The 18,684-nt window shown below is 67.1% G+C and carries 19 protein-coding genes and 1 tRNA gene; 3 read left to right on the top strand and 17 right to left on the bottom strand.

All coding sequences use genetic code 11. From position 1 onward, the window contains the following. Positions 1 to 24: 24 nt before the first annotated feature. The 10 genes from RM532_RS05315 to RM532_RS05270 all read right to left on the bottom strand — a co-directional run bounded on the left by RM532_RS05315 (position 25) and on the right by RM532_RS05270 (position 7,699). Positions 25 to 1,002 carry a RodZ domain-containing protein gene (locus RM532_RS05315; RefSeq protein ID WP_311652131.1) on the bottom strand — a complete coding sequence of 326 codons (978 nt, stop codon included), beginning with the start codon at positions 1,000 to 1,002 and terminating at the stop codon, positions 25 to 27. Continuing rightward, positions 995 to 1,756 carry a type IV pilus biogenesis/stability protein PilW gene (pilW, locus tag RM532_RS05310; RefSeq protein WP_311652130.1) on the bottom strand — a complete coding sequence of 254 codons (762 nt, stop codon included), beginning with the start codon at positions 1,754 to 1,756 and terminating at the stop codon, positions 995 to 997. Before pilW ends, RM532_RS05315 begins: the two co-directional genes overlap by 8 nt. Continuing rightward, positions 1,753 to 2,892: a dual-specificity RNA methyltransferase RlmN gene (gene rlmN / locus RM532_RS05305; protein ID WP_311652128.1), complete on the bottom strand. Its 1,140-nt coding sequence runs from the start codon at positions 2,890 to 2,892 to the stop codon at positions 1,753 to 1,755. Before rlmN ends, pilW begins: the two co-directional genes overlap by 4 nt. 3 nt (positions 2,893 to 2,895) lie before the next feature. Next, positions 2,896 to 3,324: a nucleoside-diphosphate kinase gene (ndk, locus tag RM532_RS05300; protein ID WP_311652127.1), complete on the bottom strand. Its 429-nt coding sequence runs from the start codon at positions 3,322 to 3,324 to the stop codon at positions 2,896 to 2,898. Positions 3,325 to 3,434: 110 nt separating this feature from the next. Continuing rightward, positions 3,435 to 3,764, bottom strand: coding sequence for a HesB/IscA family protein (locus RM532_RS05295; protein WP_311652126.1), 330 nt, complete (start codon positions 3,762 to 3,764; stop codon positions 3,435 to 3,437). 16 nt (positions 3,765 to 3,780) lie between these two features. Then, positions 3,781 to 4,143 carry an iron-sulfur cluster assembly scaffold protein gene (locus RM532_RS05290; protein WP_311652125.1) on the bottom strand — a complete coding sequence of 121 codons (363 nt, stop codon included), beginning with the start codon at positions 4,141 to 4,143 and terminating at the stop codon, positions 3,781 to 3,783. Further along, on the bottom strand, positions 4,143 to 5,318 hold the full coding sequence (locus RM532_RS05285) for a cysteine desulfurase family protein (protein ID WP_311652124.1): 1,176 nt from the start codon (positions 5,316 to 5,318) through the stop codon (positions 4,143 to 4,145). The genes RM532_RS05290 and RM532_RS05285 overlap by 1 nt, the downstream gene beginning before the upstream one ends. After that, positions 5,315 to 6,466 (bottom strand): cysteine desulfurase family protein, encoded by a 1,152-nt coding sequence (locus tag RM532_RS05280; protein WP_311652123.1) that lies wholly within the window; start codon positions 6,464 to 6,466, stop codon positions 5,315 to 5,317. Before RM532_RS05280 ends, RM532_RS05285 begins: the two co-directional genes overlap by 4 nt. Further along, on the bottom strand, positions 6,463 to 6,894 hold the full coding sequence (locus RM532_RS05275) for an Rrf2 family transcriptional regulator (protein ID WP_311652122.1): 432 nt from the start codon (positions 6,892 to 6,894) through the stop codon (positions 6,463 to 6,465). The genes RM532_RS05280 and RM532_RS05275 overlap by 4 nt, the downstream gene beginning before the upstream one ends. Positions 6,895 to 6,949: 55 nt before the next feature. After that, the gene (locus RM532_RS05270; protein WP_311652121.1) at positions 6,950 to 7,699 is read right to left on the bottom strand and encodes an RNA methyltransferase; all 750 of its coding nucleotides are present in this window, start codon (positions 7,697 to 7,699) and stop codon (positions 6,950 to 6,952) included. 97 nt (positions 7,700 to 7,796) lie between these two features. Here RM532_RS05270 and RM532_RS05265 point away from each other — a divergent pair, with 97 nt between their 5' ends. Beyond that, positions 7,797 to 8,585, top strand: coding sequence for an inositol monophosphatase family protein (locus RM532_RS05265; RefSeq protein WP_311652120.1), 789 nt, complete (start codon positions 7,797 to 7,799; stop codon positions 8,583 to 8,585). 22 nt (positions 8,586 to 8,607) lie between these two features. On the opposite strand, the gene secF is transcribed toward RM532_RS05265, so the two are convergent. From secF to tgt, 4 genes are all read right to left on the bottom strand, one after another. Next, complete coding sequence (gene secF / locus RM532_RS05260) at positions 8,608 to 9,537, bottom strand: protein translocase subunit SecF (protein WP_311652119.1); 930 nt, start codon at positions 9,535 to 9,537, stop codon at positions 8,608 to 8,610. 2 nt (positions 9,538 to 9,539) lie between these two features. Continuing rightward, positions 9,540 to 11,393 carry a protein translocase subunit SecD gene (gene secD / locus RM532_RS05255; protein ID WP_311652118.1) on the bottom strand — a complete coding sequence of 618 codons (1,854 nt, stop codon included), beginning with the start codon at positions 11,391 to 11,393 and terminating at the stop codon, positions 9,540 to 9,542. A gap of 87 nt (positions 11,394 to 11,480) precedes the next feature. Further along, entirely contained in the window at positions 11,481 to 11,810 is a 330-nt protein-coding gene (gene yajC, locus RM532_RS05250) for a preprotein translocase subunit YajC (protein WP_349255273.1), read from the bottom strand. 100 nt (positions 11,811 to 11,910) lie between these two features. Continuing rightward, positions 11,911 to 12,996, bottom strand: coding sequence for a tRNA guanosine(34) transglycosylase Tgt (tgt, locus tag RM532_RS05245; RefSeq protein WP_311652218.1), 1,086 nt, complete (start codon positions 12,994 to 12,996; stop codon positions 11,911 to 11,913). 102 nt (positions 12,997 to 13,098) lie between these two features. Here tgt and dacB point away from each other — a divergent pair, with 102 nt between their 5' ends. Continuing rightward, on the top strand, positions 13,099 to 14,586 hold the full coding sequence (dacB, locus tag RM532_RS05240; protein WP_311652116.1) for a D-alanyl-D-alanine carboxypeptidase/D-alanyl-D-alanine endopeptidase: 1,488 nt from the start codon (positions 13,099 to 13,101) through the stop codon (positions 14,584 to 14,586). Between the two features lie 40 nt (positions 14,587 to 14,626). Further along, a tRNA-Leu gene (locus tag RM532_RS05235) sits at positions 14,627 to 14,713 on the top strand. Positions 14,714 to 14,841: 128 nt separating this feature from the next. Here the strand turns inward: RM532_RS05235 and RM532_RS05230 are convergent. The 3 genes from RM532_RS05230 to ppc form a co-directional block, all read right to left on the bottom strand. Beyond that, on the bottom strand, positions 14,842 to 15,249 hold the full coding sequence (locus tag RM532_RS05230) for a hypothetical protein (protein ID WP_311652115.1): 408 nt from the start codon (positions 15,247 to 15,249) through the stop codon (positions 14,842 to 14,844). Between the two features lie 56 nt (positions 15,250 to 15,305). Next, positions 15,306 to 15,797, bottom strand: a complete 492-nt coding sequence (locus RM532_RS05225) for a hypothetical protein (RefSeq protein WP_311652114.1) — start codon at positions 15,795 to 15,797, stop codon at positions 15,306 to 15,308. Positions 15,798 to 15,864: 67 nt separating this feature from the next. Further along, a complete protein-coding gene (gene ppc, locus RM532_RS05220; RefSeq protein WP_349255272.1) occupies positions 15,865 to 18,633 on the bottom strand; it encodes a phosphoenolpyruvate carboxylase in 2,769 nt (922 codons plus the stop codon). Positions 18,634 to 18,684: the final 51 nt, after the last annotated feature.

Here is an 18,684-nt window from a genome sequence, read left to right as displayed (position 1 = left end):
GCGTTGGCTGTGACGCGCGGCAACTCACTGGATGGAGCCGTCGGCCTGGACGGTAAAACGGGCGGTGCGGTCGGGGCCGGCATCCTCGCCAGTGAACAGGGTGCGTTCACCCATGGTGATGGTAACGCCCGGTGCAAAGCCCAGCACCACACGATAGGGCGGATCGCCATCCACCACGCGCATGTTGCCGCCACCGATGATCCCCTGGATCAACCGGTTGCCTGAAGCGTCCCGTACCTCGACCCAGGAGCGATCCTCGAAGCGCAGCACCAGCCGCGTATCGCCCGCGCCGTCACCGCCGGATCCGGCCGTGGTGTCGTCGGCCGGGCGCTCCGGGGTTTCCGCCGGCTCGGGCGTTTCGTTGCCGGCCACGGTTTCGTCGGTTACCGGGTCCGTGGGAACGGATGGCGACTCGGCGGCGCCCTCAATGGGCGGCGTCCGGATGGTCGATTCGGCCGTGGGTATCGACGATTCCTCATCGGTCGATACGCTGGCTGGCTGGTCGCTGGCGGGTGCCGTCGATGCCATCTCGCCATCGCCGTTGCCGCCGCCCGGCAGGACCTGCCAGCCGAACACGGCAATCAGGCCCAGCAGCAGTATTACCGCCACCGCGCCCACCACCCGGCGACCACCGGGGGTGACGTCCTGCGGGATCACATCGACCTGACCGGGCGAAGCCGGGCTGGGTCCCGGCACACCGGTCCATTCGCTGTACGCGGCCATTACCTCGTCCTCGGGCACGCCGAGGGCCTTGGCACACTTGCGATAGTAGCCACGCACGAAGACCGGCTGAGACAGCCGGTCGAAATCGTTGTTCTCGAGTGCTTCGACGGTACCGCGGGCGAGCATCGTCTGGGCCGTCACCTCGTCCAGTGACAGATCCTTGGCTTCACGGGCGCTGCGAAGCAGATGCCCCGGGGACACGCGCTTGCGCGGCGCGGGATCCGCCTCGGGTGCCGAGTCCGCTTGGCCGTTGCCATCCTCCTGGGAGTCGTCAATCATGGGATTCGTCTGTCAATTGATCCATGGTGCGCTTGTCATCGGGCGCGGCCTCGTTGTATCGGCGCAGGTAGCGTTGCGCGGCGCCTCGTTCGCCCAGCGCCAGTTCGTTGCGGGCCGCGAGCAGCAGCAACTCGGCAGGCAATTCGGCCGCGTCCTCGCGGCGCTGAACAAAAGCACGCGTGGTCATGTGATCGCCGCGCCGGAACGTGATCCGCGCCATCTGCGCCAGCGCCGGTCCGTAGGCCGGATCGGCACCCAGCGCGCGGCGCAGAAAAGATTCCGCATCACCGTCTCGCCCGGCCCGCGCCAGGCAAATGCCCGCGTTGGCCAAGGCAACCGCCGGCGTAGTGTACTCCGGGTGCTCTGCTGCCCGGTCGAATCGCGATATCGCCTCGTCGACCCGACCGCGCTCACACAGGAACGCGCCGTAGCTGTTCAAGATAGCGGGCGAATCGGTCGAGGCCAAGGCCCGCTGGAAATGCGTGTCGGCCCGGTCGAACGATTCCAGCCGAGCGTAGACGATACCAAGCCCCCAGTTGGCGCGGACATGCTCCGGCTCGAAAGACAGGGCCCGCTTGAGCTTGTCCAGTGCCTGTTCGTTGCGGGACTTGCGCAGATAGTCGATGCCCAGATCCGCATTGGCGTCGGCTGCCTGGGCGGCGTCGGCATTCGCGTTCGGGCCAGTCGCGCAGCCAGAGCCAGCCCCGGCCAATCCGAGGCCCAGCAGCAGGACGGCCGCGGTCAGCCGGCTCATGCCTCGGCGCGTGGCGCCGCCACCCGGATGGGCACGTCGCGAAAGTGCCGCCGCTGCCGGTCCTGTACCCGCCCCACCAGCTGGCCACAGGCAGCGTCGATGTCGTCGCCGCGGGTTCGCCGCACGGTGGTGCGCAAGCCGTGATTGTGCAGGCGGTCCTGAAACGCCCGGATATCGCGCTCGACGGGCCGGTTGTAGCCGGACCCCTCGAACGGATTGAACGGAATCAGGTTGACCTTGGCCGCGCGCTGTCCGAGTAGCCGGATCAGGGCATCGGCGTGAGCCGGCTGATCATTCACCCCGGCCAGCAGCACGTATTCGTAGACCACATGCGCACGGCGATCCTTGCCGGCGGTGTAGCGGTCGCAGGCCGCCATCAGCTCGTCGAGCGGGTACTTGCGGTTGATCGGCACCAGTTCGTCGCGCAGATCGTCGATCGGCGCATGCAGCGACACCGCCAGCGCCACATCCACCTCCTCGCGCAACCGGTCCATGAACGGCACCAGCCCGGAGGTCGACACGGTCACGCGACGCTTGGACAGTCCGAACCCGAGATCATCCAGCAGGATGCGCAGGGCCGGCACCAGCTGGCGGTAGTTGGCCAGCGGTTCACCCATGCCCATGAAAACGATGTTCGACAGCACCCGCTGATCGGTGCCGCGATCGCCGCGCAGGCCATGTTCGGCCTGCCACACCTGACCGATGATCTCGGCCGTGGTCAGGTTGCGGGCCAGGCCCTGCTTGCCGGTGGCGCAGAAGCTGCAGTCGAGCGCGCAGCCCACCTGGGAGGACACGCACAGGGTGGACCGCTCGCCCTCTGGGATGTAGACCACCTCGATGGCGTTGGCGCGGTCATTGCCATCCACCCCCAGCAGCCACTTGCGAGTGCCGTCGGTGCTGCACTGCTCGGCCACCACGCCGGGAGCACGGATTTCGGCGATTTCCGCGAGCCGCGCCCGCAGGGCACGGCTGAGGTCGGTCATGGCCTCGAAATCGGTGACGCCCCGGCGATAGATCCACTGCATCACCTGCCGGGCACGGAAGGCCGATTCCCCGATTTCCGCGAAGAACGCCACCAGCCCGTCGCGGTCGAGGCCGAACAGGTTGATGCGTTCGTTGGCGGGGGCAGCGCTCATGATTCAGCCGCGCGGGCAGATCTGCTCGTCGGAAAAGAAGAAGCCGATTTCCTGCGCCGCAGTTTCCGGTGCATCCGAGCCGTGGACGGCGTTGGCGTCGATGGTCTCGGCAAAATCGGCGCGAATGGTGCCGGGAGCGGCTTCCTTGGGATTGGTCGCGCCCATGATCTCGCGATTGCGGGCGATGGCGTCTTCACCCTCGAGCACCTGCACCAGCACCGGGCCGGAGGTCATGAAGCCGACCAGTTCGCCGAAGAAGGGCCGCTCGCGATGCACGGCATAGAACTGTTCTGCCTCGCTCTGGCTGAGATGCGCCATGCGGGCCGCGATCACGCACAGGCCGGCCTTTTCGAAACGACTGATGATGTCGCCGATCACGTTCTTGGCGACGGCATCGGGCTTGATGATGGAAAGGGTCCTCTCGACGGCCATTGGGGCTCCCGCTTGTTGTCGTTGATAACACGACGGCCCGCGTCGCTTGCGGGCCGGTCAGCCGGGCAGTTTAGCCCGCAATGCCGCAGTGCGGCAACGAATCCGCTGGTTCAGGACACCAGATTGAACGATTCACCACAGCCGCAGCTGTTCTGGGCGCGGGGATTGTCGAAGCGGAACATGCGGTTCAACCCTTCCTGCTTGAAGTCGAGCGTGCTGCCCTCGAGCATCGGCAGGTGCTTGCGGTTGATGACCAGCCGCGCGCCATGCTGCTCATAGACCTCGTCATCCGGATCCAGTTCGTCGGCATAGTCCATCGTGTACATATAGCCGCTGCAGCCCGACTTGCGCACACCCACCCGCAGGCCGATACCGGCCCCGCGCTGGGACAGCTGCTCCCTGACTCGCTCTGCGGCTTTCTGCGTGAGTTCAATGCTCATGATCGGTACCTGCCTCTCAAGCCTCTACCGGTTGATATTCGAGTGCCGACGTCAGCGCATCGCTAACCACCAGCAGCGCGCCGCGGCGCTCCGGCGGGGACGACAGCGCCTGTTCCATCTCCGCGACCGTGAGACCACGCGCAGCCGCCCGCGTTCGATTCCGCACACGCTCGCACACGTAATCCGCCGCGGCTACCGTAACTGGGCAGCCGCGTACCCGGAATGCCGCCTCCCGCACGCGGTCGTGATCAAGCCACAGCCACAACGCCACGTAGGCGTCCGGGGTCTCGGCGCGCCCCGGGATGGCACCCGGTCGCAGTGCCTCCAGTCTGTTTGCCGGCGTGAAGAAACGCGCATGCACCACCCCGGACAGCTGCATCAGACCGCCACCGCATCCGCCAGTGCCCGCAGCCGCTCTATATGGGCGGTAATCACGCGCCCGGCCGTGTCGACGTCCGCCCCACTGGTGAAGCGGCCTAGCGACAGCCGCAGGCTGGCCGCCGCCAGCGCCGGATCGCGGCCCATCGCACGCAACACGTAGGAGGATTCCGCACTGCCGGCGGCGCAAGCCGAGCCGCGGGACACCGCCAGGGGCGGCTCGCCGGCGGTGCAGGCGTAGTGCAGTGCGTCGGCGTGCACGCCGCCCACACTGACGCTGAGCAGCCCCGGCGCCACCCGATCGGGCCCGCCGTTGCGGACCAGATCACCGACCGCGGCCAGCTGCTGCCACAGCCGGTCGCGCAGCTCGCCGATGCGGCGGCTCTCCGCCGGCGCATACGCGGCGGCCAGCTCATAGGTCTTGCCCATGCCCAGAATCTGATGGATGGCCGGCGTGCCCGGACGCAGGCCCCGCTCCTGCCCACCCCCATGCCAAACCGCAGCCAGGTGCGGCGCTGGCCGCCGCCGCACGAACAGCGCACCCACGCCCTTGGGGCCATGTAGCTTGTGGGCGGACAGAGACACCAGATCGGCGCCGATCGCGTCGACATCCAGCGGTAGTTTGCCCGCGCCCTGGGCCGCATCGACATGCAAGGCCGCTGGATGGTCTCGCAGCGCCTCGCCGATGACCGCCAGATCCTGGCAGACACCGGTTTCGTTGTTCACCTGCATCACCGACACCAGTCGGGTATCCGGGCGCAGGGCCGCGGCCAGTGCCGCCGGATCACAGAAGCCGTCGGCGTCCACCGGCAGACGGGTGATGGCCCAGCCCTGTGCCTCGAGCGCCGCCATCGGCCCCAACACCGCAGGGTGTTCGGTGCACAGCGTGATCATGTGGCCGGGCTGGCGGGCGAACGCCGCCGCCACGCCCTGTATCGCCAGATTGTTGGCCTCGCTGGCGCCGCTGGTCCACACCAGGTCTGCCGGCTGTGCGCCGATCGCGGCGGCTACCGGCTCCCGCGCCTGCGCCAAAGCCTCCGCGGCCTGCCGGCCCGGCTCGTGCGCGGCGGTGGGATTGGCCCCGTGACGAGCCAGGGCGTCAGCCATCACCTCGATCACCCGCGGATCGACCGGCGTGCTGGCGGCGTTGTCCAGATAGATGCCCGCCCGGCTCATGCGCCCATCACCGCCGGGTTGAGACCGGGCATGGACTGGCTGCGCGCCACCTGCGGCAGCACCGCCAGAAAGCGGTCGATCTCATCGGCGGTATTGTCCTTGCCAAGGCTGACGCGGATGGCGCCGCGCGCCACCACCGGGTCGACGCCCATGGCCAGCAAAACGTGGCTGGGCTCGCCGGAGCCGGACGCACAGGCGGATCCGGAGGACACAGCGAAGCCGAACTGGTCCAGCGCCATCAGCAGGCTTTCGCCCTCGAACCCGGGCACGGCGAACTGCAGCGTGTTGGGCAGCCGCTCGGCCTCGGCAGCGAATATCACCGCCTCGGGCAGTGCCGCCGCCAGACCGGCCTGCAGCCGGTCGCGCAGCCCCGCCGTGTGTTCATGGCGTGACGCCCGTTCGGCCTTGGCCAGTTCGGCGGCGGCGCCGAAACCGACGATGGCGGCGGTGTTTTCGGTGCCGCCGCGCAACCCGCCTTCGTGGCCACCGCCGTGCAGCAGCGGACGAATGTCCACGCGCTTGTCCAGCACCAGGGCCCCCACGCCCTTGGGCCCGTAGATCTTGTGGCTGGAGATCGCCAGGGTATGCGCGCCGGTATCCGCATAGCGCATCGCAAGCTTGCCCGCCCCCTGGACGCCGTCCACATGCAGCAGCGCTCCGGCCGCCCGCACGCGGTCGGACACCTCGGCGACCGGCTGAATGGCGCCGGTTTCGTTGTTAGCGACCATGACTGCCACCACCGCGACATCACCCGTGCCCAGCTGGCGGTCGAGATCGGCCAGATCCACACGACCCTGGCCATCCACGGCGATGGTAGCGCTGGGCACATCCATGGCCTCGGCGGTTTCCAGCACGGCGGGATGCTCGATCGCGCTGTAGAGCAGCCGGCCGCGGCGGCATGCACTCAGGCCCTTGAGCGCCATATTGTCCGCTTCGGTGCCCCCGGCGGTGAACACCACCTGGCCGGGATGGGCCCCGACCAGCGCCGCGACCTGTTCGCGGGCGGTATCAATGGCAGCACGGGCGGACCGGCCAGGCGCATGGCGGCTGGCCGCGTTGCCGAACTGATCACGCAGATGCGGCAGCATGGCCGTCAACACCCGCTCGTCAAGCGGGGTAGTCGCATTGTGATCGAAGTAGACGTTCATGCCGATTTCAGGGTGGTCGGCGCGGCCACGGGCTGCGTATCGAGCTCCGCCAGGGTGATCGCGCCGAGATAACCCTCCACGTGTCGGGTCAGACCGGCCCACAGGCCGTGGGTGCCGCAACGCTCGTCATCCCGGCAGCCATCGGGGCTGCCGCAGGCGGTCGCGTCCAGCGACTCGCCCACCGCGCTCAGGACATCCGAGACGGTAATACGGGCAACACCGCGCCCCAGCCGATAACCGCCGCGTGCACCACGGGTACTGTGCAGCAGGCCCTGCTGGCGCAACTGACGGAACAGCCGCTCAAGATAGGCCGGGGAAATGCCCTGCCGGCGGGCCACGGCAGCCACGCATACGGGCTCGTCGGCACCGTGGCGAGCCAGATCCACCATGGCGCTGACGGCATAGCGTCCTCGCGATGTCAGCCGCATGTCCAGCGAATTCCTGCTTTATTCCCGACTTTCAAAGTCGGGATTATACGTCAGTCTAGTCGGCATCTGCAGCGCGGCGCCGCGGATCCAGCGCCCGCAACAGCCCGCGCAGAAGCCGTAGTTCCGCGGCCTCGAGCTGGCGCCGCCCGAGCAACCGCCGGAAGCGGCGCATCATGTGCCGGGGTTCGTCGGGGTCGAGAAAATCCCCGGCCCGCGCCACCGCTTCCAGATGGTCGTACAGCCCTTCCAGTTCCGCCGCGGTGGCCAGCGGGGGTGCCTCGGGCGACGGCCCCGGCCCCGGCGCCGCAGCCATGCGCAGTTCGTAACAGACCAGCTGCACTGCCGCCGCCAGATTCAGGGAGGCGAAGTCAGGGTTGCAGGGAATCTGCAGGTGGACATGACAGCGGTCCAGCTCCTCGTTGGTCAGCCCGCTGCGCTCGCGACCGAACACGATGGCGGTGGGCCCGCCGTTGCTCATGGTTCGATACGCCGCTTCGCGCGCGTCCACCACCGGCCAGGGCAGTCGCCGCGACCTTGCACTGGTGCCGATGACCAGCGTGCAGTCGGTCAGCGCGGCATCGAGATGGTCCACGACTCGAGCGCCAGCCAGCACGTCATCCGCCCCGGCGGCGCGGGCGGTGGCAGCGGCATGGGGAAAACGATCGGGGGCGACCAGCGCCAGGTCCGCCAGCCCCATGGCCTTCATCGCCCGCGCGGCGGCGCCGATGTTGCCCGGATGCTGGGGCGCCACCAGCACGATGCGCACTGCCGGCACGCCGCCCGTGCCCTGGTTTTCGTCATCCATGCTCATTCCCCCGGAAGCCCGCGCGATGGCCGTTTCACGGCGTGTCTGCCGCTGGATTTGCTATTCTAGTGGTCCTTCCACCCTTGCTTGCGACCCTATGGACCCACTGGCGAATATCGCCGTGTCGGCGGCGCGTGCCGCCGGCAATATCTGCATGCGCCATCTGCGCCAGGGGCGCGGCTTCGACGTGCGGGAAAAGGGACGCAACGACTTCGTCACCGAGGTCGATCACCAGGCCGAAGTGGCGATCATCGATACCATCCGCCGCGCCTACCCGGATCACGCCATCCTGGCCGAGGAATCCGGCCACAGTCCGGCGCGCCGCCAGGCGGATGTGGAGTGGATCATCGATCCCATCGACGGCACCACCAACTTCATTCACGGTATTCCCCACTTTGCCGTGTCCATCGCCTGCCGGGTGGGCGGGCAGCTGGCCCACGGGGTGATCTTCGATCCTTACAAGGACGAGCTGTTCGTGGCCAGCCGTGGTCGTGGCGCCATGCTCGACGGCCGGCGCATCCGCGTCAGCCAGTGCCATCAGCTGGGGCCGGCACTGCTGGCCACCGGCTTTGCCTACCACCGTCAGACAGGCATGGCGAAGTACTTTCCGGCCTTCGAGTCGCTGCTGAACAAGTGCGGCGACATCCGGCGAGGTGGTTCCGCAGCACTGGACCTCGCCTGGGTGGCGGCCGGCCGTCTGGACGGCTTCTGGGAGTTCGGCCTCCAGCCATGGGACATGGCAGCGGGGGTGATTCTGGTGATCGAGGCCGGCGGCATGGCCACCAGCCTGGGTGACGGCGATCCCCTGGAAACCGGCGACGTGGTCAGCGGCGCCCCCAAGCTGCAGCCGATGCTGCGCGCAACCATAGAGCACGCGCTCAAATAAGCCGCAGCCGGCGGAACCGGTGCTACATGTGCTCTTCGGCAGTCTCTTCCTTGGGCGGGAACAGGTCTTCCTTGTCCAGATAGAGCCACAGCGCAAGCGAGCTGGCGACGTAGATCGAGGAGTACGTCCCCACGACAACGCCGGCAATCAGTGCGATGGAGAAGCCCTCGAGCGCTTCACCGCCGATGAACAGCAGCGCCAGCAGCACCAGCAGCGTGGTCAGGCCCGTCATCAGGGTGCGGGCCAGGGTCTGGTTGATGGAGCCGTTGACCACCTCCTGCGGGGTGGCCTTGCGCATGCGCCGGAAGTTCTCGCGAATGCGGTCGAAAATCACGATGGTGTCGTTGAGCGAGTAGCCGATCACCGCGAGCAGCGCCGCGATCACGGTGAGATCGAACTCGATCTGCAGCAGGGAGAACAGCCCGAGCGTGACCACCACGTCATGGGCCAGCGCGGCAACCGCGCCCACCGCCAGCTTCCAGTGGAAGCGGAAGATCACGTAGATGAGGATGCCGATCAGGGCGTAGAGCAGCGCCAAGCCACCCTTGTTGGTAAGCTCTTCGCCCACCTGCGGGCCGACGAATTCGATTCGCCGCATCTCGACGCCGGACTGCGCCTGCTCCAGTACGCGGAGCACATTGCTGCTGACCTGCGCCGATTCCGTCCCCTCCTGCGGGGCCAGGCGGATCAGAACATCACGTGAGCCGCCGAAGAACTGCACCACGGCGTCGTTGTAGCCACCATCGGCAAGTGCGGCACGTACGTCGTTGAGTTCAACCGCCTCGGGGTAGCCCACCTCGATGACCACACCACCGGTGAAATCCACGCCGAGGGCCAGCCGCTGGGTAACCAGTGAGCCCACGGCAATCGCCAGCACCACCAGGGAAATGATCACTGCGACCTTGCGCAGGCCGACAAAATCGATGCGGGTATCGGGACGGATCAGGCGCATGGTCAGACGGACACCGATTGCAGCCGCTGACGGCGGCCGTACACCAGGTTGGCCAGGGCACGGGTGCCGATGATGGCGGTGAACATGGAAGTGAGGATGCCCAGGGACAGGGTCACCGCGAAGCCCTTGATCGGGCCGGTACCGAAACCGAACAGCACCACGGCCGCGATCAGGGTGGTGACGTTGGCGTCGGCAATCGAGGAAAGGGCCTTGTCGTAGCCGCTGGCGATCGCCGATTGCGGCGCGCTGCCGCTATCCAGCTCCTCGCGGATGCGCTCGAAGATGAGCACGTTGGCATCAACCGCCATGCCCACGGTGAGCACGATGCCGGCGATGCCCGGCAGGGTCAGCGTGGCCTGCAGCAGCGACAGCAGCGCCACGATCAGCAGTACGTTGGTGAACAGCGCCGCGTTGGCAAACACGCCGAAAGCCCGGTAGTAGACCAGCATGAACACCACCACCAGCAGGAAGCCGATGATCACCGCATTGCGGCCCTGGGCGATATTGTCCTTGCCCAGGCTCGGCCCGACCGTGCGCTCCTCGACAATCTGCACCGGTGCGGCCAGGGCGCCGGCGCGCAGCAGCAGCGCCAGATCATGGGCCTCGTTGCTGCTCAGGCCGGTGGTCTGGAAGCGCTTGCCGAACACGCCGCGGATGGTGGCAACGCTGATGACTTCCTCGATCTTCTTGCGTTCGTAGACCGGTTCGCCATCGACATAGCGGGTTTCGATCTTGTTCTCGATGAACAGCACCGCCATGGGATCACCGACGTGCTCCTGGGTGGTGTTGAACATCCGCTCGGCCGCGGCCCCGTTCAGGGTGACAAACACCGCCGGCTGATTGCTCTGCTGATCGAAACCGGAGGACGCGTCCACCAGCTGATCGCCCGAGGCAATCACGTCCTCGTCCAGCAGGATCGGCTCGCCGCTGCGGCGCTGATGAAGCTCGGTGCCCGGCGGCGCGACGCCGGATTGTTCGGCGGCGCGCGGGTCTTCGCCTCGCGCAACCAGCCGGTACTCCAGCGTGGCGGTCTTGCCCAGCAGCCGCTTGGCCTGGGCGGTGTCCTGCACGCCCGGCAGTTCCACCACGATGCGATCCTGCCCCTGGCGCTGAACCAGCGGCTCAGCCACGCCGATCTCGTTGACCCGGTTGCGCAGGGTCGTCAGATTCTGCTCGAGCGCGAAGTCGCGGATGCGCTCGGATTCCTCTTCCGACAACGTCACCACGAGCGTGGTGGATTCGTCCTCCGATACCCGGACATCCAACTCGGAGAACTCGCTGTTCAGTGCATCCTGACCGGCGTCGAACGCGGACTGAGTGGGAAAGCGAATCTTGACCTGCTGGTCATCGCGGAAGGCGCGCGAATAGCGAATGTCGTTGTCGCGCAGATAACGTGGCAGATCGCGGGCATAACGATCGTACGTTTCCTCGATCACCGTTGCCATGTCCACTTCCAGCAGGAAGTGCACGCCGCCACGCAAGTCCAGACCAAGATTCATGGGCTTGGCGCCCAGCGAACGCAGCCAGTCAGGCGTCGTGGGCGCAAGGTTGAGAGCCACGATGTAGTCGTTGCCCAGCGCCTGCTTGAGCGCGTCCGCCGCACGCAGTTGGGCTTCGCTGCTGCCCACGCGGATCAGCAACTTGCCCTCATTGATGCTGGCGTCCCCGCTTTCGATGCCGGCCGCGCTCAGTTCGCTGCGTACCCGCTCGGTCAGTCCGGCGGCCACACTGCTGCCGTCATCGCGCGAGATCTGTATCGCCGGCTGTTCGGGGAAGATGTTGGGCAGCGCGTACAGGGCGCCGAGCCCGAGCACGACCAGCAACAGCAGATACTTCCAGAGCGGGTAACGGTTCATGGCAGACGCGGGTCGGCAGCGGCGGTTGGCAGCGTCACCGCGGGAAACAGGAGGTCGGAGTCAGGTGTCGCGTACTCGTCGATCACGTCAGAGCGTCTCCAGCGTACCCTTCGGCACTACGCTGGAAACGGACTGCTTCTGGACCTTGATCAGGACGCCGTCAGCCACTTCGATGGCGATGAAATTCTCGCCCAGATCCCGCACCTTGCCGGCGATGCCGCCCTGGGTGACCACCTCGTTGCCCTTCTCCAGGCTTTCCAGCAACTGGCGGTGCTCCTTCTGGCGTTTCATCTGCGGCCGAATGATCATGAAGTACATGAACACGAAGAACAGGCCCACCATGATCAGCGTGGGCATGATGCTGGGACCGGCGGCCTGCGCACCCTGCGCATAGGCAGGCGAAATCAGAAAATCCAACATGTTTCTGGTCCGGTGATGGAGTCGGGTCGGCGTCGAAAGCGCGGCATTATGCCACAGCCGTCCGGTCAGACGCCGGCAACCACCGATGGTTTCATCATCACGGCAGAAACTCGCGCGCCAGCGCGGCGAACCGGTCCTCGGCGATGGCCTCGCGGATGCGGCGCATCAGCCCCAGGTAGTAGGCCAGGTTGTGCCAGGTGTTAAGCCGCGCGGCGAGAATCTCCCCGCAACGGTAGAGATGATGCAGATAGGCCCGACTGTAGCGGCGGCACACGTAGCAGTCACAGTTGGGGTCGAGCGGACCGGTGTCGTGGCGGTGGGCGGCATTCTTGATCTTGACCGTGCCCACGGAGGTGAACAGATAGCCGTTGCGGGCGTGGCGGGTAGGCATCACGCAATCGAACATGTCCACCCCGGCAGCCACCCCTTCGATCAGGTTGGCCGGCGTGCCCACGCCCATGAGATAGCGCGGCGCCGCGGCCGGCGCCTCGGGCAGCGTGGCGGCCAGCACCTCGGCGCGTTCCTCGTCGGTTTCGCCCACCGACACGCCGCCGATGGCATAGCCATCAAAGCCGATATCCACCAGCTGGCGCATGGATTCCCGCCTGAGCGCCGGATACACGCTGCCCTGGTTGATGCCGAACAGGGCATTGGCATTGTCACCATGCGCCGCCCTGCAGCGCGACGCCCAGCGCATGGACAGCGCCATCGAGCGCCGCGCCGCGTCCTCGGCAACCGGGTAGTCGGTGCATTCGTCAAGCACCATCACGATGTCCGAGTTCAGCGCGTGCTGAACGGCAATCGCATCCTCCGGGGTGAGTCGTCGCTTCGAGCCGTCCAGCGGCGAGCGGAAGGTTACGCCGTCCTCGTCCATCTGCCGGATATCGGCCAGGCTCCAGACCTGGAAGCCGCCGCTGTCTGTCAGGATCGGGCGATCCCAGCCCATGAAGCCGTGCAGCCCACCGTGCGCGCCGATCACTTCGGTGCCCGGCCGCAGCATCAGATGGAAGGTATTGCCGAGAATGATGTCCGCGCCCAGCGTCTGCAATTCCTCCGGCAGCATGCCCTTGACCGTGCCGTAGGTACCCACCGGCATGAATACCGGCGTTTCCACCACGCCGTGGCTCAGGGTCAGGCGGCCGCGGCGCGCCTGACCATCGCGCTTGATCAGCTCGAATTTCATCGCGGGCGAAGTGTAGCGGTAATCGTCGTCGAGCCGAATGCAGACCCCGGCCGGCATGGGTACTATCGAGGCCGACTCCGCCACACTCCGAGGGCTCCTGACATGCAGGCGCGCTGCCTACTCCCCGTCCTGCTGGCGACCAGCCTCGCCGCCCATGCCGCCGATGAAGCGACGTTGCCGGCATTGCAGGCGCTGGCCGGCGATCAGGCCCGCGTCAGCGCATTGGTAGTCGACCTGGGCAGCGAACGGACACTGGCGTCGCTGGAACCCAAGAGCCGGCTGACACCCGCCTCGGTGAGCAAGCTCTATGCCGCCGCCGGTGCGCTGGCGCGCTGGGGACCGGATCACCGCTTCGTCAATCGCGTGGTCTCCGGCGGCAAGGTACGCGACGGCAAGCTGGCCGGCGACCTGATGCTGATCGGCGCCGGCGATCCGGGCCTGGATCACAGCCGGCTGTCGCTGCTGGCCAGCCGACTGCGCCAACGCGGCATCGAACGTGTAAGCGGCGACCTGGTGATCAACGACAGCCTGTTCGGCCCGGTTACCTGTCTGACCGAAGACCGCTGCGCCGCCCGGCAGGTCAGCGAGAACAGTTACGACGCCCCGCTGTCCGCCGCCGGCGTGAATTTCAGCAACGTCGAAGTCACCATCATTCCCGGTCGCGAACCCGATCAGCCGGCCCGGCTGACCCTGATGCCACCGGGACTGGAAGGCTTCGCCCTGCGCGGTGACATCGCCACCGGCGAGCCGGATACCCGGGCCGCCTACTGGGCCTGGCGGGCCACCGACGGCGACCTCCAGACCCTGCATCTGGCCGGCGTGGTGCCGGCCGGCGGCGGCCACTTCTCGCTGCTGCGGTCGGTGTCGGAGCCCAGCCGTTACGCCGGTCAGGTGCTCAAGGCCGTACTGGCCGGCCAGGGCATCGACGTCGCTGGCACGGTGCGCGTCGATCACGCGCCGCCCGACCCGGACCTGGTCACGCTTGCCGAGGAAACCAGCCCCACCCTGGCCAATCAGCTCCGCGACATGATGGCTTACAGCAACAACTACATGGCCGACGTACTCACGCTGGGACTGGCGACGGAGGCGGACGGCCCGGGCCCGGCGCAATCCGGACTGGCGGCCGCATCCACCATGCTGGCAGAGCTCGGCCGGCGCGCGAATGCCGAGGCCCAGCCCTGGCTGGGCGCATTTCCCGACGACCCGCCGCTAACGCTGACCACCGGCAGCGGCCTGTCCGTGGACAACCGGCTGTCGGCGGCCGACGTGGTGTCCCTGCTCGCCTACATGTACCGGCAGCCGGCACTGTTCCCGGCGCTGATCGGCAGTCTGCCGGTACCCCAGTACACGCCGTCCCGGTCGGTGAAGAACGGCAACAACGACTTCGCCATGCGGGTGGCGGCCAAGACCGGCTCCCTGACCGAGCCGGTCAGCGTGCGCGCCTACGCCGGCTACCTGCGGCTCAAGGATGGCGGCTGGGGCGCGTTTGCCATCCTCATCAATGGCACGGAGGCGAAACCGGAGATCCGCTTCGAGGACAGCATGGGCGCCATCCGCGAGGATCTGGAGCGGATTCTGGCGGAGTACTAATGCGCAGGGGCCGGCGGGCCCGTTATAATTCTGCCGCCGAGCCCGGGTGGCGGAACTGGTAGACGCGTCGGACTCAAAATCCGATTCTGGCAACAGAGTGCGAGTTCGAGTCTCGCCCCGGGCACCAGGTTAAGTGCGAGTTGTTCGGCCCGTCCGCGGGCCGCATCCTCCGGACTCGCTTCGCTCGCGTCGATTTATTCCTGATAAATCGATCGAGTCTCACACTAGGCACCACACGGCGCTGGCAAACGTCAGCTAGAACTGGATGCCGCCCCCGCCACCACCGGGCATGCCGCCGGGGCCGCCCATACCGCCGGATTCCTGGCCGGGCACATACAGGCCGGAGCCGGACTGCTGCCGGCGCATTTCCTGGAGTTCCTGCATGGTCTGTTCGATCGACTGCTTGGCGGCGTCGGGAAACTGGGCCAGCGCCTGGGACAGATCCTCGGCGTCGAGCTCGAAGTGGATCGGCAGGCTGCCGGCCGGCGTCATCAGGTTGGTGTAGCCCTCGTAACGCACTGATCGCTGCTCATCGCGCTCGCCCGATTCGGTGACCGGGATCATCATGCGGATGGAGCCGCTGCGACCGTCGGTAACGGTTTCCTCGCGGTAGAGATTGTCCGCGTCGAGCTTGATTTCCGGGAGTTCCTGTTCGGCGGCCATGGTCGGTTACTGCGTTTGAATCAATAGCGTGAAGGATAACACCGCACCGCAACAGATCAGCGGCGAAGGCGATCGAGATGCGCCAGGGCCTTGCCGATACGGTCCTGGAGCTCGGCATCGAAGGCCTCACGTACCGCAATACTGGCCTCGACCAGTTCCGGTGCCTGACGCACGCTCTGCTGAATGCCGTCGTAGAGCGCAAGCGTGAGTCTGCCGCCACCGATGTCCGAGCCTTCCAGCAACTGGGTGGAAGCGGATACGGCTACCAGCGGGGTATCGGCGCCGGGCTGCGCATGAATGATGTACTGCACGCGCAGGACGTAGGTATTCACCGGGACATCATCGACCCCGCCGCCGGCGCGATAGCCGTTCGCCTCGATGGCCTGGTTCACCGCACCGCGCACGGCCTCGGTGCCGAACAACTGCTGCATGGAACCAGGCACGCCGCCAATGGCGCGGACATCGGGCTGAATGATCGGCGCCGCCTTCTGCGCGAACGCGGCCAGGGGCAGAACGATGGCCAGCAGGGCCAACCAGCGGATGTACATGACGAGTCTCCCAACCGGGTGAATGGCGACCTCAATATGCCACAGCGCCGGCCGCCGGGACTGCCGGTCAACCGGTATTGCGCATGCCCGCCGCCAGCGCGTTGATGCTGCGCAGCACCGGGTCCAGCCATTCGTCCCCGCCATCTCCCCGATGGTGGGCGATGGCCACCCGCTGGATCTGGTTCAACGGATCCAGATACGGCCGGCGGCGCGCCAGCGAACGCTGTAGCACCGGGTTGTCGTCCAGTAGCCGCCGGCCCTCGGTGAGGATCAGGATTTCGTCGCGGGTCCGCTCATACTCGGTACGGATGGTCTGTTCGAAGCGGGTGCCGATGTCCGGGTTCTCGCACAGCCCGGCGTAGCCGGCGGCGATGTCCATGTCGGCTTTGCACAGCGACATCTGCACGGCATCCAGGAAGGCGCCGAAGAACGGCCAGCTCTCCAGCATGCGCTGCAACGGCGCCTCGCCGTGCTGACGGCGATAGGCAGCCAGGGCCGTACCCACGCCGAACCAACCCGGGAGGGTGTGGCGGGACTGCCCCCAGGCAAACACCCAGGGAATAGCGCGGATGGAGGACTTGCTGCGCTCGTCCGGCCGCCGGTGACCGGGGCGCGACCCGATGTTGAGCGCGCCGATCTCGGTAATCGGCGTGGCGTCGTAGAAGAAATCGAAGAAGCCGGGGGTGTGTTCGGTGAGTTCGCGATAGTGGCGCTCCCCGGTCTCGGCCAGATCGGCCATCAGATCGTCGTAGCCGGGTGGATCCTCACGCCCGGGCAGGCTGGCCGCCATGGCGCCAGTCAGGCCCAGCGTGATCTCGTTGACCGCAGTTTCCGGGTTGCTGTACTTGGCGAAGATCATCTCGCCCTGCTCGGTGAACCGGATGCGCCCGCGCACCGTGTCCGGCGGCTGCGAGCGGATGGCGGTGTAGGTGGGGCCGCCGCCCCGCCCGACCGTGCCACCTCGGCCGTGGAACAGCACCGAGTCCACCCCGGCGGCGTCGCAGATTGCCACCACCCGCTGCTGGGCGCGGTACAGCTGCCAGCGGGAGGCCAGAATGCCGCCGTCCTTGCAGGAATCCGAGTAACCCAGCATCACCTCCTGGGTGGGGTCCGCGGCGAGAAAGCGCCGATAGGCCGGATTGGCCAGCAACGCCTCCAGCACCGGTTCGATGTGGGTCAGGTCTTCCACCGTCTCGAACAGCGGGCTGATGCGCACCGAGCATCCCGCGGACCGGGGCGGATCGTAGGCGCCGGTCAGCCGCAACAGGAACACCACTTCCAGCACATCGCTGACCGCATGGGTCATGGAGATGACGTAGCTGCCGAAGGCGCCGTCACCAAGACTGGCACGCATATCGGCAATCGCGCTCATGCTGGCCAGCGTATGTCGGGTGTCGGCACTTATCTCGGCCCGCTCGGCCTGGAAGGGCGGGGGTTGTTCGATCAAGTCGGTAAGGCAACGCTCGCGTCCGGCTTCATCCAGCGCGGCGTAATCGATCGGCTCGTCCAGCGCCCCCAGGACATCGGCCACGCAGGCCTCGTGGCGGCTGGATTCCTCGCGCAGATCCAGCCGCGCGAGATGAAAACCGAAGGTATGAGCCAAGCGCAACAGATCCTTGATCCCCGCATCAGCCACCGCGGCGTCACCGTGGCCGATCAGGGATTCGCGGATCAGCTCGATATCGTCGATGAAGGCTTCCGCGTCCTCGTAGGCCACCGCCGGCCGCTCGGAACGCTGAGCCCGCAGCCGTAGCTCGGTCTGCAGCTGATCGTGCATCGCCTGTAGCCGGCCGCGCATGAAAAACAGCTTGCGGCGGTAGGGCTCGGTGGCGAAACGCTCCGGGCGTTCCCCGGCATGGGCGGCCAGTTCCTGCTCGTCGGTATCCAGACTCTCCAGCAGCGCCTGGCTGGGCTGGCACCAGCGCTGCGCATGGCTGAGCTCGCGCATCAGTTTTTCGGTGCGCCGCAGGTATTCGGCCAGAATCTCCCGGGCGGCCATGCGCAGGGCATAACGGGTTTCGTTTTCGGTGACGAAGGGATTGCCGTCGCGGTCGCCGCCGATCCACGACCCGAAGAACAGCACCGGGGGCGCCGGGGCATCGTCACCGTAGACCAGCTCCAGCGCCCGTTCGAGGTTGCGGTAGATGCGCGGCACGCTGGTGAACAGCGATTCGCGGAAATAGTAGAGCCCGTTGCGGATTTCATCTTCTACCGTGGGCCGGGCGCGGCGCAGTTCCTCGGTCTTCCACAACACCTGGATGTTGAGCCGCAACTCGTCCTCCAGCCGCTGGCGGGCCACCTCGCCCACGGACTCGTCCGCCAGACGGTTCATCAACTCGAACATGCGCCGCAGCGCCTCCAGCACCACGCGCGGCTTGGCCTCGGTGGGGTGGGCGGTGAATACCGGCGTGTACGACAGCCGCTCGAGCAGACGGCGGACCTGCTCGCCGGAGACGCCGGCGTCGTGCATCTCGCGCAGGCTGCGCTCAAACGAGCCCCGCCACTCGGCCCCGCCCCGCTCCATCAGCGCCCGGCGGGCCCGGTGGGCGTGGATTTCCTCGGCCAGGTTGGCCAGATTGAAGTAGATGGCGAAGGCCCGGACCACCTCGGTTAGAACCGCCGGGGGCAACTCGGTGGCCAGCTCCTCCATGCGCCGGGCCAGGGCCTCGTCGCGGCCGTCCCGTAGCTCGATGTAGCCACGCCGAAATTCCTCGACATGATCGAACACCTGCGCCGACGCATGCGCCCGCAGCACATCGCCCAGCAGCGCACCGCAGCCGCGCACCAGCGCCCGCAGATCGCTGTCGTCGGGCGCGTCGAAATCCTCATTCGCCATGGGGCCAAGAATAGCAGCAACGAACCCGGATCGAGGCCGGCTCATGCTACC

The organism is Spectribacter hydrogenoxidans (genome assembly GCF_031846275.1).
Classification (GTDB): domain Bacteria; phylum Pseudomonadota; class Gammaproteobacteria; order Nevskiales; family Salinisphaeraceae; genus Spectribacter; species Spectribacter hydrogenoxidans.
The sequence above is the reverse complement of the archived record's forward strand: the minus strand, read 5'-3'. Positions and strand labels throughout refer to the sequence as shown.